The sequence below is a fragment of the Mesorhizobium helmanticense genome (assembly GCF_003034915.1).
GTDB lineage: Bacteria > Pseudomonadota > Alphaproteobacteria > Rhizobiales > Rhizobiaceae > Mesorhizobium > Mesorhizobium helmanticense.
This window is the reverse complement of the sequence record NZ_PZJX01000033.1, coordinates 23,022-36,009: the sequence shown is the minus strand read 5'-3', so window position 1 is coordinate 36,009 and position 12,988 is coordinate 23,022. Positions and strand designations below refer to the sequence as shown.

The 12,988-nt window shown below is 62.0% G+C and carries 12 protein-coding genes; 8 read left to right on the top strand and 4 right to left on the bottom strand.

All coding sequences use genetic code 11. The features are described from left to right. The first annotated feature begins 122 nt into the window (after positions 1-122). Genes C9427_RS19290 through C9427_RS19280 form a run of 3 tightly spaced genes read left to right on the top strand, consistent with a single transcriptional unit; the run spans position 123 to position 4,960 of the window. Positions 123-2,072, top strand: coding sequence for a PrkA family serine protein kinase (locus C9427_RS19290; protein ID WP_107650703.1), 1,950 nt, complete (start codon positions 123-125; stop codon positions 2,070-2,072). Between the two features lie 18 nt (positions 2,073-2,090). After that, positions 2,091-3,398 (top strand): YeaH/YhbH family protein, encoded by a 1,308-nt coding sequence (locus C9427_RS19285; protein WP_107650702.1) that lies wholly within the window; start codon positions 2,091-2,093, stop codon positions 3,396-3,398. 11 nt (positions 3,399-3,409) lie between these two features. Next, the gene (locus C9427_RS19280) at positions 3,410-4,960 is read left to right on the top strand and encodes a SpoVR family protein (RefSeq protein ID WP_107650701.1); all 1,551 of its coding nucleotides are present in this window, start codon (positions 3,410-3,412) and stop codon (positions 4,958-4,960) included. A gap of 35 nt (positions 4,961-4,995) precedes the next feature. On the opposite strand, the gene C9427_RS19275 is transcribed toward C9427_RS19280, so the two are convergent. Genes C9427_RS19275 through C9427_RS19265 form a run of 3 tightly spaced genes read right to left on the bottom strand, consistent with a single transcriptional unit; the run spans position 4,996 to position 7,624 of the window. After that, positions 4,996-5,889, bottom strand: coding sequence for an HlyC/CorC family transporter (locus C9427_RS19275; protein ID WP_107650700.1), 894 nt, complete (start codon positions 5,887-5,889; stop codon positions 4,996-4,998). Beyond that, positions 5,886-7,022: a 3-dehydroquinate synthase gene (aroB, locus tag C9427_RS19270; protein ID WP_107650699.1), complete on the bottom strand. Its 1,137-nt coding sequence runs from the start codon at positions 7,020-7,022 to the stop codon at positions 5,886-5,888. The genes C9427_RS19275 and aroB overlap by 4 nt, the downstream gene beginning before the upstream one ends. Then, entirely contained in the window at positions 7,019-7,624 is a 606-nt protein-coding gene (locus C9427_RS19265; protein ID WP_107650698.1) for a shikimate kinase, read from the bottom strand. The genes aroB and C9427_RS19265 overlap by 4 nt, the downstream gene beginning before the upstream one ends. Before the next feature lie 172 nt (positions 7,625-7,796). On the opposite strand from C9427_RS19265, the gene C9427_RS19260 reads away from it, so the two are divergent. The 5 genes from C9427_RS19260 (at position 7,797) to C9427_RS19240 (ending at position 11,830) form a co-directional block, all read left to right on the top strand. Continuing rightward, positions 7,797-7,967 (top strand): histidine kinase, encoded by a 171-nt coding sequence (locus C9427_RS19260; protein ID WP_107650729.1) that lies wholly within the window; start codon positions 7,797-7,799, stop codon positions 7,965-7,967. Positions 7,968-7,976: 9 nt separating this feature from the next. Continuing rightward, on the top strand, positions 7,977-8,894 hold the full coding sequence (locus C9427_RS19255; protein ID WP_107650697.1) for a site-specific tyrosine recombinase XerD: 918 nt from the start codon (positions 7,977-7,979) through the stop codon (positions 8,892-8,894). A 99-nt stretch (positions 8,895-8,993) separates the two neighbouring features. Next, positions 8,994-9,944, top strand: coding sequence for an acetyl-CoA carboxylase carboxyltransferase subunit alpha (locus C9427_RS19250; RefSeq protein ID WP_107650696.1), 951 nt, complete (start codon positions 8,994-8,996; stop codon positions 9,942-9,944). A gap of 220 nt (positions 9,945-10,164) precedes the next feature. Next, positions 10,165-11,493, top strand: a complete 1,329-nt coding sequence (locus C9427_RS19245) for a L,D-transpeptidase family protein (RefSeq protein ID WP_107650695.1) — start codon at positions 10,165-10,167, stop codon at positions 11,491-11,493. Positions 11,494-11,575: 82 nt separating this feature from the next. After that, positions 11,576-11,830 (top strand): sulfurtransferase TusA family protein, encoded by a 255-nt coding sequence (locus tag C9427_RS19240; protein ID WP_107650694.1) that lies wholly within the window; start codon positions 11,576-11,578, stop codon positions 11,828-11,830. 59 nt (positions 11,831-11,889) lie between these two features. Here the strand turns inward: C9427_RS19240 and C9427_RS19235 are convergent, their stop codons facing one another. After that, on the bottom strand, positions 11,890-12,984 hold the full coding sequence (locus C9427_RS19235) for a CobW family GTP-binding protein (RefSeq protein WP_107650693.1): 1,095 nt from the start codon (positions 12,982-12,984) through the stop codon (positions 11,890-11,892). Between the last annotated feature and the right edge of the window lie 4 nt (positions 12,985-12,988).

Sequence of the window (12,988 nt, the reverse complement as noted above, 5' to 3'; positions counted from 1 at the left end):
CCCTGAGGTCGATGCCGAATTGCATGCGTTCTCCTCGATGTGAAGGGAACCACAATGCTTTTCCGGCAGTTGGATGTATCATGAGCCGACTCACCCAGAAGGGGCGCTGAGGGCGAAATACCATGCGCGAGAACCAGTCTGACGTTTTCGACCTGTTTTCAGAAATTTACACGAACACAGCGCAGGAAGAGATAAGCATCCAGCAATATCTGCTTGCCTGCCGCGAAGACAGGTCGATGTATGCCTCGGCACCTGAACGCATGGTGCAGGCAATCGGCGAGCCGAATCTGATCGATACCAGCAAGGACGAGCGGCTCGGTCGAATTTTCTCGAACAGGACCATCAAGGTGTATCCCTCCTTCGCCGACTTCTACGGCATGGAGGACACGATCGAGCGCATCGCCGGCTATTTCCGCTATGCCTCGCAGGGGCTCGAGGAGCGCAAGCAGATCCTTTATCTCCTCGGCCCGGTCGGCGGCGGCAAATCCTCGCTCGCCGAGCGGCTGAAGAAACTGATGGAGCAGCGCCCGATCTACACGCTGAAGGTCGGCAACCAGATCAGCCCGGTTTTCGAATCGCCGCTGGGCCTCTTTCATCCCGATCGCATGGGCGATCTGCTGGAGGACAAATACGGCATAGCGCGGCGGCGCCTCAACGGGCTGATCTCGCCCTGGGCGTCCAAGCGCCTCGACGAACTGTCCGGTGACATTTCCAAATTCAGCGTGGTCAAGCTGATGCCTTCTCGGCTGCGCCAGATCGGCATCGCCAAGACCGAACCTGGCGATGAGAACAATCAGGATGTCTCGGCCCTGGTTGGCAAGGTCGACATCCGGCAATTGGAGAACTTCAGCCAGTCAGACCCGGATGCCTATTCCTTTAGCGGCGGACTGAACCGGACCACGCAGGGCCTGCTCGAATTCGTCGAGATGTTCAAGGCGCCCATCAAGGTCCTGCATCCGTTGCTGACCGCGACCCAGGAAGGCAGCTACAACGGCACCGAGAATTTCGGCGCTTTTCCTTACCAAGGGGTCATCGTCGCCCATTCCAACGAATCGGAATGGCAGCAGTTCAAGAACAACAAGAACAATGAGGCCTTCCTCGATCGCATCCTGGTGGTCAAGGTGCCGTACTGCCTGCGGATCACCGAAGAGAGGCAGATCTATGAAAAGCTGCTGCGCGAGAGCGATCTGGCCTCCAGCCCCTGTGCTCCTGAAGTGTTGGACATTCTCAGCCGCTTCACCGTCTCGACCCGCCTTGCCGAGCATGACAATTCCCCACTCTACACCAAGATGCGCGTCTATGACGGCGAGAGCGTCAGGGAAATCGACCCCAAGGCGAAGTCGGTCCAGGAATATCGCGATGCCGCCGGCGTCGATGAAGGCATGACTGGCGTCAGCACGCGCTTTGCCTTCAAGATCCTGTCGCAGACATTCAACTACGACACCAAGGAAGTAGCCGCCGATCCCGTGCATCTCATGTACATCCTGGAGGAAGCGATCAAGCGCGAGCAGTTCCCGAAGGAGACGGAAGCGGCCTATCTCGAATTCATCAAGTCGGAGCTCGCCGCGCGCTACGCCGAGTTCATTGGCCACGAAATCCAGAAAGCCTATCTCGAATCCTATAGCGAATATGGCCAGAACCTTTTCGACCGCTACATCGCCTATGCCGACGCCTGGATCGAGGACCAGGACTACAAGGACCCGGACACCGGCCAGATCCTCAACCGGGAGGTCCTGGACAACGAGCTGTCACAGGTTGAAAAGCCGGCAGGCATCGCCAATCCCAAGGACTTTCGCAACGAGGTGGTGAAGTTCACGCTGCGCGCAAGGGCAAAGAACCACGACCGCAACCCGTCATGGACCAGTTATGAAAAACTGCGCGAGGTCATCGAGAAGCGGATGTTCGGACAGGTCGAGGACCTCCTGCCGGTGATCAGCTTCGGCTCCAAGCAGGACAGCGTTACGGAAAAGCGCCACAATGAATTCGTGCAGCGCATGGTTGAACACGGCTACACCGAACGTCAGGTGCGCCGGCTGGTGGACTGGTACATGCGAGTGAACAAGGCGGGTTGATAGAGCCCGGATGGTTCCATGCCGATCTTCATCGACCGTCGCCTGAACCCGAAAGACAAGAGCCTCGGCAATCGACAGCGCTTCCTCAGGCGTGCGCGCGAGGAATTGAAGCGAAGCATCCGCGATCAGATACGCAGCGGCAGGATCGCCGACGTGGATGCCGAGCACGCCGTGCCCATGCCCGAAAGGGGAACGACCGAGCCTAGCTTCAACGATAACAAGGCCAGCGGCAACCGGCAGCACATCCTTCCCGGCAACAGGCATTTCGCTCCTGGAGACCTGATCCCCAAGCCCGGTCAGGGCAGCGGCGCAAGGGCTCCGGGAAACAAGGTGTCGGAAGACGATTTTCGTTTCGTGCTGTCGCGCGAGGAGGTGCTCGAGCTTTTCTTTGAGGATCTGGAACTGCCTGACCTGGTCAAGCTCAATCTCAAGGAGATCCATGCCTTCAAGCCGCGCAGGGCGGGCTTCGCGGCGACCGGTTCACCGACCAACATCAGTGTCGGGCGCACCATGCGCAACAGCCACGGCCGGCGCATCGCGCTGAGGCGCCCGAAGCAGCAGGAACTGGATGCGATCATCCAGGAAATCGCCACGCTTGAGTCGGAGCCAGCCGGCGCGGCGACGCGGCAGCGCATTGCAACACTGCGCGAGGAGCTTGAGCGGTTGGAGCGTCGGCGCAGACGAATTGCCTTCGTCGATCCGGTCGATATCCGGTTCAACCGTTTCGACGCCCGGCCCATACCAAATGCCAATGCCGTCATGTTCTGCCTGATGGATGTCTCCGGATCGATGGGCGAGCGCGAGAAGGACCTGGCCAAACGCTTTTTCGTGCTGCTCCACCTGTTCTTGAAGCGGCGCTACGAACGCACCGAGATCGTCTTCATCCGCCATACGCACGAGGCGCACGAAGTGGATGAGGACACGTTCTTCTACAATACGCAGAGCGGCGGAACGATCGTCTCCACCGCGCTCGACGAAATGCACCGCATCATCGGAGAGCGCTATCCCGCCGCCGAATGGAACATCTACGCCGCGCAGGCATCGGACGGCGACAATTTCGCCACCGATTCCGAGCGATGCATAAAGTTTCTGGACGGCAAGCTCATGCGCCTGTGCCAGTATTTCGCCTATGTCGAGATCATCGACGAACGCGAAGCCCATATATTCCGAGCTACCGAAAACGGGACGTCGCTTTGGCGCGCTTACAGCACGGTTGAGGCGAAATGGCCTAACTTCCAGATGAGCCGCATTGCCACTCCGGCGGATATATACCCGGTTTTTCGCCGGCTCTTCGCCAGGCAGCCGGCTGTCCGCAAGAGCGCTTGAGGAGAAGGGCGATGGCCAGGCAAGCCAACAAACCGGGTTTGCTCTTTTCAGGGTCTGACTGGGACTTTGGGAAGTTGTCGCGGGCTTATGAAGCGATCGAGGCTCTCGCGATAGAAGAGCTGCACCTCGATATATATCCGGTGCAGATGGAGATCATATCCTCTCAGCAGATGCTCGACGCCTATTCGTCCGTCGGCATGCCGCTGATGTATCGTCACTGGTCGTTCGGCAAACATTTCCTCTACCAGGACCTGCTCTATCGCAAGGGCGGACGCGGCCTGGCCTATGAACTGGTCATCAACTCCAACCCCTGCATCGTTTACCTGATGGAGGAAAACACCATGGCGTTGCAGGCCCTGGTGACGGCGCACGCGGCACTCGGACATAACCATTTCTTCAAGAACAATCATTTGTTCAGGCAATGGACGGATGCCGGGGCGATCCTGAGCTATCTGGACTTCGCCAAGAGCTACATAACCCGCTGCGAGGAGCGGCATGGCCTTGCCGCGGTGGAGGCGATTCTGGACGCGGCGCATGCACTGATGGAACAGGGCGTATTTCGCTATCGTCGTCCGCCGAAATTGTCCTCGGAACGGCAGCGCGAGGGATTGCGTGAGCGCCTGGAATACGAAGAGCGTTCCTATAATGATTTATGGCGCACGCTGCCATCTGCGCAGGAAAGCAAGAAGGCAGACGGGGTGGACGCACGCATGGCGGAGCGCAAGAAATCGCTCAACCTGCCAGAGGAAAACCTGCTCTATTTCCTGGAGAAAAACAGCCTCATCCTTGAGCCTTGGCAGCGCGAGATCGTCAGGATCGTGCGTATCATTGCGCAGTATTTCTATCCGCAGCGCCAAACACAGGTGATGAACGAAGGCTGCGCCACTTTTGTTCACTACACGCTCATGAACATGCTGTTCGATCGTGACCGGATCAGCGAAGGCGCCATGCTCGAAATCCTGCGCAACCATTCGAACGTGATCTCCCAGCCGGCCTACGACGACCCACGGTTTTCAGGCATCAATCCCTATGCCCTCGGCCTCGACATGATGCAGGACATACAGCGCATGTCGATCGAGCCGACCGCTGAGGACCGCGACTGGTTCCCCGACATTGCCGGACATGGCAACTGGCGCGAAGTCCTGCTTGAAGCCTGGGCCAACCACCGCGACGAATCCTTCATCCGCCAGTATCTCAGCCCAAGTCTGATCCGGAAATGGCGGCTATTCGTGCTGGCCGACGGAGCCGACAAACCGCATTTCGAAGTCGCGTCGATCCACAACGAGCGTGGCTACGACAAGATTCGCGCTGCGCTGGCCAACAGTTACGACATTGGAGCGAACCGGCCGGACATCCAGGTGATTGATGTCGATCTGCTCGGCGATCGGCAGTTGCGACTGCAACACCGGGTGAAGGACGGCATTGTCCTCGATGAAGGTAGCCGCGACTCGACGCTGCGCCATGTCCGCAACCTCTGGGGTTACGAGGTCAGCCTGGTGGCGGTCGACGCTCAGACCGGGACGGTGATCCACGAACGCTCCACGAGCCAGATCGCGGAATGAGGCTCGGCAAGGAGCGCCCTTACCCTGCCCGCTGATCAGTTCTCGCCAGCCGGCCGTATCCTCAGCCTGGCGATGCGGTTCTTGTCGCGCTTCATCACGACGAAGCGCTTGCCGTGGAAGGTAAACGCCTGTTTCTCCTCCGGAATCGACTGCGTCTCGTGGATGACGAGACCGGCAATGGTGGTGGCTTCCTCGTCCGGCAGGTTCCAGTCGAGCGCCCGGTTCAGGTCGCGGATCGGCACCGTGCCGTCGACGACGACCGAACCGTCCGCTTCCTGCTTGACGCCCTGGATTTCGATATCATGCTCGTCGGCGATTTCGCCGACGATCTCCTCGATGATGTCCTCCAACGTCACCAGCCCCTCGACCTCGCCATATTCGTCGACGACGACGGCGAAATGCGCCTTGCGGCGCAGGAAGGCGTTGAGCTGTTCCTGCAATGTCGTGGTGTCGGGCACGAACCACGGCTTTGACGCGATCCTCATCACGTCGATCCTGGAAAAGTCGTTGCCGACATCGTTCAGCGCGCGCAGCAGGTCCTTGGCGTGCAGCACGCCGACGATATTGTCGAGCGAGCCTTTCCACAACGGCATGCGGGTATGCGGACTCTGCAGGATCTCGCGCACCACCGCTTCCGGCGGATTGTCGGCATTGACCGAGCGCATGTTGGTGCGGTGGACCATGACATCGGACACTTCGAGCTCGGCAAGGTCGAACAGGCCGCCGATACGGTCGCGATCCTCGCGCACCACCTGGCCGTCGCGGCGAAAATCGTCGACGGCGCCGCGCAATTCGTCATGGGTCGAACGCTGCGGCTCGATGCGCTGCAATTCATAGCCGAAGGCCGCGAGCAGGCCCGCACGGAAGGCGAACGCCAGCAAGCCAAGCCCGGCAAGGATAGCAGCGACGATCCAGCCGGTCTCGTTCATCCCCTGCTTTCCGCTGAGCCCGGATGGTTCTCCCTTAGGAACGACAGCACTTCCGACGCCGGCACATCCTTGGCGATGAAGGCCTGGCCGATGCCGTGCGTCAGGATGAAGGTCAGCGCGCCGCGCGACACCTTCTTGTCCTGGGCGATGAAGGACAGCAGCGCCTCGGCATCGGGCAATTCGCCTGATATGTCGGCCATGCGCCAGGGCAGGCCGACGGTGCGAAGGTGCGCCTCGACCCGCGCCGCATCGTCCGGGCTGGCCAGATTGAGGCGTGACGAAAAACGGTGCGCCAGCGCCATGCCGATGGCGACGCCCTCGCCATGCACGAGCCGGGCGCCGTCATAGTGCGTGGCGGCCTCGAGCGCGTGGCCGAACGTGTGGCCGAGATTGAGCAGCGCGCGGTCGCCGGTCTCGAATTCGTCGCGAGCGACGACATCGGCCTTGGCACGGCAGGCCTCGGCGATGGCCTTGGCCCGCGCCGGGCCACCGGCGAAGACTTCACGCCAGTTCTCCTCCAGCCAGGCGAAGAAATCCGGGCGGTCGATAAGCCCGTATTTGGCGAGCTCGGCATAACCGGCGCGGAATTCGCGGATCGGCAGCGTGTCGAGCACCTCGGTGTCGGCCAGCACCAGCTTCGGCTGGTGGAAGACGCCGATGAGGTTCTTGCCGCGCGCGCTGTTGATGCCGGTCTTGCCGCCGACCGACGAATCGACCTGGGCGAGCAGCGACGTCGGGACCTGCACGAAATTCATGCCACGCCGCACGATGCCGGCGGCAAAGCCGGCAAGGTCGCCGATGACGCCACCGCCGAGCGCGATGACGACATCGCCGCGCTCGAGTCTCGCGGCCAGCACCCCGTCCACCACATCCTCGAGATGCGCAAAGCTCTTGGTCTTCTCGCCCGCCGGCAGCGTGATGACGGCGCTCTGGATGCCACCCTTTTCGAGGCCGGCCGTCAGCGCTTCGAGATGTGCCGCGGCGACATTGTCGTCGGTGACCACCGCGGCGCGCGTGCCCGGCAAACGCCGTGCAATCTCTGTGCCGGAGCGCTCAAGCAGCCCCGGACCGATCAGTATGTCGTAGGCGCGCTGGCCAAGCCCGACCTCGACAGTGACCGTATCCGCGCTCACGACCGTACCTCGCCTGTCACGGCTGCAACGCCGAAATGCCCGCAGAGCGCGTCCACCACCTCGGCCGCGATGACCTCCTTGCGGTCGTCGCGGGTCGGCACCGTGACATTGGCGGCGGCGTAGACCGGATAGCGCTCGGCCATCAACCGCTCGAGCACGGCGCGCGGATCGGCGCTTTTCAGGAGCGGCCGGTTCTGCTTCTTGGAAACGCGCTCCATCAACAGGTCGATCTCGGCCTTCAGCCATACCGATACGCCATGGCCGGCAATGGCCTCCCGCGTCTGCGCATTCATGAAGGCGCCGCCGCCGGTCGACAGCACCTGCGGGCCGTGTTCCAGCACGCGCAGGATGACGCGCTGCTCCAGCGCCCGGAACTCGGTTTCGCCATAGCGTTCGAACAGTTCGGGCACGCTCATGCGCGACACGCTTTCGATCTCCTGGTCGCTGTCGATGAACGGCAATCCCAGCATCGCCGCCACCTTGCGGCCGATCGCGGTCTTGCCGGCGCCCATCAGGCCGACAAAGACGATGGAACGGTTGCCCAACAGGCCAAGCAGCGCGGCATGGCTCTCATCGGGAGGATTTGCTGGCAGCGCGTTCATGACACAGCGATATTTCCAAGCCTCTTTGCCGGGTATCGACATCAAAAGCCTGTTTGCGTCAAGCGCGGCGGTCGTCCGGCGTCGTGCGAGTTCCGTCCTTGAATTGGCCGGATTGGCGTCTCATAAGGGCACAGGGTTTGGAAACGCAAAACAAAAAGACGGGCAAAAATTGATGCCGACACTGTTCCGCTTTGTCGTGACGCTCACGATTCTGGCCGGCATTGTCTATGGTGCAATGTTCGCATTGGCGATGTTCGTCGAGCCGAGAAAGACCGAGATGAGCGTGCGCATCCCCCCGGAAAAGCTGAACCCCCAGAAAAACTCAACCCAAAGAGAGAACTGACCAAAAGCAATGAACAGCGCGGCCCGCATCGAAGCCTTTCTCGAAATGATGAGCGCCGAGCGGGGCGCGGCCGAAAACACGCTTTCCTCCTATCGCCGCGACCTCGAAGACGCTTCGGCCGGGATCGGTGGCGGGCTGGCGGCCGCCGGTGCCGCCGATATCCGCGCCTATCTCGATGACATCGCCGCGCGTGGCTTTGCCGCCACCTCGCAGGCGCGCAAACTGTCGGCGATCCGCCAGTTCTTCAAGTTCCTCTATGCCGAGGGCTTGCGCGGCGACGACCCGACCGGAACGCTGGACAGCCCGAAGAAGGGCCGGCCACTGCCCAAGACGATGAGCGAGGCCGATACCGGCCGGCTGATCGACCGGGCGGCCGAGGAGGCAAGGGATGCCTCGTCCGGCGATGGCGACGACCTAGCGGCGCTGCGCCTGCACGCGCTGGTCGAGGTGCTCTATGCCACGGGCCTGCGCGTTTCCGAACTGGTCGGACTGCCGGTGACGGTAGCGCAGCGCGACGACCGCTTCTTCATGGTGCGCGGCAAGGGCGAGAAAGAACGCATGGTGCCGCTGTCGGCCAAGGCGCGCAGCGCTATGCGGGCCTGGCTCGCAGCCCGGGCAACGGTGCCGGCCTTCGCCGACAGCCCGTTCCTGTTTCCGGCGGCAAGCGACAGCGGCTATCTCTCCAGGCAGGTCTTTGCCCGCGACCTGAAAGGTCTCGCGGCCAGGGCCGGCATTTCGGCGGCGAAAATATCGCCGCACGTGCTGCGCCATGCTTTCGCCAGCCATCTCCTGCAGAATGGCGCCGATCTCCGGGCCGTGCAGCAGTTGCTCGGCCATGCCGATATTTCAACGACGCAGATTTACACGCATGTGCTGGAGGAGCGCCTGGTACGGCTGGTCAACGACCATCATCCGCTTGCCGACTAGGCGCCATATCGCTATGTGAGGACGACGTTTCGCCGCTCGGAGCCTTGATTTCAGGGATTCCGCCAGTCATTGCCTTCCGGTCTATCGGTCCGCCCAAGAATGTATAATTACCTCGATTTCGAAAAGCCGGTCCAGGATCTCGAAGGCAAGATCCTCGAGCTGAAGAAGCTTGCCGAGAATGGCGAGGCGGTCGATGTCGGCGACGAGATCAGCCGTCTCGAGAAGCGTTCGCGCGATGCGCTGCGCGACGCCTACAAGGCCCTGACCCCATGGCAGAAGGTGCAGGTGGCGCGCCATCCCGACAGGCCGCATTGCGTCGACTACATCAAGGCCCTGTTCAGCGATTTCACGCCGTTGGCCGGCGACCGCAATTTCGGCGAGGACCAGGCGATCGTCGGCGGCTTCGCCCGTTTCCGCGGCGAGCCGGTGGCAATCATCGGCCAGGAAAAGGGCTCGGACACCACGAGCCGGCTCAAGCATAATTTCGGCTCGGTGCGGCCGGAGGGCTATCGCAAGGCGGTGCGGCTGATGGAACTCGCCGACCGCTTCAAGATTCCCCTGCTGACGCTGGTCGACACGGCGGGCGCCTATCCCGGCGTCGGCGCCGAGGAGCGCGGCCAGGCGGAGGCCATCGCCCGCTCGACCTCGGCCTGCCTCGGCCTGAAAGTGCCGTCGATCTCGGTGGTCATCGGCGAAGGCGGCTCGGGCGGCGCCATTGCGATTGCCACCGCAAATCGCGTCTACATGCTCGAACACGCCATCTATTCGGTGATCTCGCCGGAAGGTGCGGCTTCGATCCTGTGGCGCGACACCACCCGCTCGAAGGATGCGGCGACCAATATGAAGATCACCGCGCAGGATCTTCTGGAGCTGAAGATCATCGACGCCATCATTCCCGAGCCGCTCGGCGGCGCGCATCGTGCCCCGGAAACGGTGATTGCCTCGACCGGCGACCTCATCGCCAGGACGATGAAGGAGTTTTCCGGCGCCAACACCGATTTTCGCGAGCAGCGTCGCGAGAAATATCTGTCGATGGGCCGCAACCTTTAGTTTGAGCTGGTTTCAGTGCCGCAATGTGGCGAGATTGGGCGCTTTCGCCACAAAATTGCCTTTGCATTCGGTTCAATCAGATTGCCGTGGGGGAATGGGCCCAGCGCTTGCGGTAAGGAATTTATTAGGGTTAACGGGCTTAGGGTCCGTCAATGTTCAGCGTGCGGACCTTGCAGCGCCTGAAGCTGCGGTCCAAAAAGATGAAGACATAGCGACATCCATGTTTGCCAAGCTCGCCCGCACCGGACTTCTGATCGCCGCCCTAGGCGTGGCCGGCTGCAATGACTCCTCGATGAAGGACTTTGCCCCCTCGGCCAACAAGCCGCTGCCGGACAAGATATTGGCCGACATGAGGGCCAAGGGCATGGCCCGCACCTCGCCGGTGCTGGCCCGCATCTTCAAGGAAGAGGGCAAGCTCGAGATCTGGAAGGCCAAGACCAACGGCCGCTACGACATGGTCGCCAGCTACGATATCTGCAAATGGTCGGGCAAGCTCGGGCCGAAATACACTGAGGGCGACCGCCAGGCGCCGGAAGGCTTCTATACGGTTCGTCCGGCGCAGATGAACCCGAAGTCGAGCTACCATCTTTCCTTCAATATCGGCTACCCCAACGCCTACGACCGCGCCAATGGCCGCACCGGTTCCAATCTGATGGTCCACGGCGCCTGCTCGTCGTCGGGCTGTTATTCGATGACCGACGCGCAGATCGAGCAGATCTACGCCTTTGGTCGGGACGCCTTCCAGGGCGGCCAGACCGAGTTCCAGATCCAGGCTTTTCCGTTCCGCATGACCGCCGCCAACATGGCGCGCTATCGCAAGGACCCGAACTACGACTTCTGGAAGATGCTCAAGGTCGGCTACGACAATTTCGAGATCACCAAGGTGCCGCCGAAGGTCGATGTCTGCGAGAAGCGTTATGTCTTCAACCAGGTGGCGGCCGATGGCGCGACCTTCAATCCGACCGGCGCCTGCCCCGCGACGACGCAGCCTGATTCGCTGAAAACCGCCTACAGCGCCTACCAAAGCACCTATGACGCGGCCTTCAATGGCGCGGTCAAGGCCTCGGTGCCGGCGCCCAGGCCGACGATTGCCGGCATCAAGGAAGCCAGCATCGTTTCCGATTGGTCGAAACGCCGGGCCCGCGGCGAGCGCGTGCCGATCGAGCCGCCGTCGCTCAACGCCGACGGCTCGCTGACCGAGACGGCGCGCATGGGCCGCATCGATTCGCCGGCCGGCCGCAAGATGGCCGCGATCGACGCGGAAAAAGCCGCCAAGCAGAAGGCCGAGCAACAGAGGCTTGCAGCCATAGAAGCGGCGAAGGCCGAGAAAGAAGCGGCCAAGGCTCAGGCACTGGCCGAAAAGGAAACGGCCAGGATTAATTCTCTGGCGGAAGAGGAGGAGGCCAGGACCGCCGCCGAAGCGCCCGTCGCCACCGCAACTATTGCGCCGCCGCCCGAGGCCGCCCCGGCCGAGACGCAGGCGGCGAATGCCGATGAAGGCAGGGTAACAAAGCTGAAGAACAAACTGCTCGGCATGTTCGGCGGCTGAGAGTCGCCTTGGCCATGCATGTCGCCCAAAAGCACGCCCACGGGCCTGACCCGAGGGTGCGCAGCGGTTTTGGGACAACGACATGCATAAAAACAAAGACTTAAAGCGCGCTTCTGTCTATGACCTCAAGGGGCTGAACTGTCCCCTGCCCGTGCTCAAGGCAAAAAAGCGGTTGGCGACCATGGCGCCAGGCAGCCGGCTCTGGCTCGAGACCACCGACCCGCTCGCCGTCATCGACATCCCGGCCTTCTGCTCGGACGCCGGTCATCAATTGGTCGAAACGGCAGCGGTTTCCGGCGGCCATCGCTTTCTGGTCGAGCGCGGCGAGGCCGTCTGACATCCACGATCTCATCCTGCCAGTTCAACGCTTGCGAACTATAGATAGGCGAAAAAAGCCTACCGCCCGGCAATCGCCAGCGGGTTGTCTTCCAGCGCCGCACGGTCCGGAGTGTCGATCGACGGCTTGTTGGTGAAGGCCGCGAACAGCCGCCGCACATAGTCTTCCGGCATGTCGAGCGTGATCAGCACCAGCCGCGTGCCGCGCTGGCCGTCCGGCCAGGACGGCAGTTGCACAGGCGGATGCAGGATCTTCTGCACGCCGTGGATGACCAGCGGTCGCGACGGGTCTTCCCTGAGTTCGATGACGCCCTTCATGCGCAGCAGACGCTCGCCATGCGCCGAGCGCAGCAGGTCGAGGAACATTTCGATCGCCGAAAACGGCACCGGTCCATCATGGACGAGCGAATAGGAGCGCACGCGGGAATCGTGCCGATGGTCATGCTCGTCATGATCGTGATCACCATGATGATGATCGTGATGCGCCTCTTCTCCCAGCCAGCGCTGAACATCAGCGGATTTGGTGGCCGGATTGTAGAGGCCGCAATCAAACAGCGCCGCCACGCCGGTGCTTCTGTCGCCGGCATCGAGCACTTCCGCACCCGAATTGATCTGCCGCAGCCGGGCCCGCAAGGCCTCGACCTCGCGCGGATCGTTGGCCAGGTCGATCTTGGTCAGCACGATGCGGTCGGCGACGGCCACCTGCTTGACCGCCTCGACATGATTGTCGAGCGTCGCATTGCCGTTGACCGCGTCGACCAGCGTAATGACGCCGTCAAGCCGGAAGGCCTGGACCAGCGCCGGATGCGCCATGATCGACTGCAGCACCGGCACCGGATCGGCCAGCCCGGTGGTTTCGATGACGACGCGGGCAAGCCGGGCGATGCGGCCGGTCTGCAGCCGGTCGACGAGGTCGGCCAGCGTATCGACCAGTTCGCCACGCACCGTGCAGCAGAGGCAGCCGTCGGAAAGCTGGATGATGCCGTCGGAGGCCTGTTCGACCAGGAGATGGTCGATCGCCACCTCGCCAAACTCGTTGATGATGACCGCCGTGTCGGCGAGCACGGGATCCCTGAGCAGCCGGTTGAGCAGCGTCGTCTTGCCGGCGCCGAGAAAACCGGTCAGCACCGAGACGGGGATGGGAAAGCCGGCCATTGGC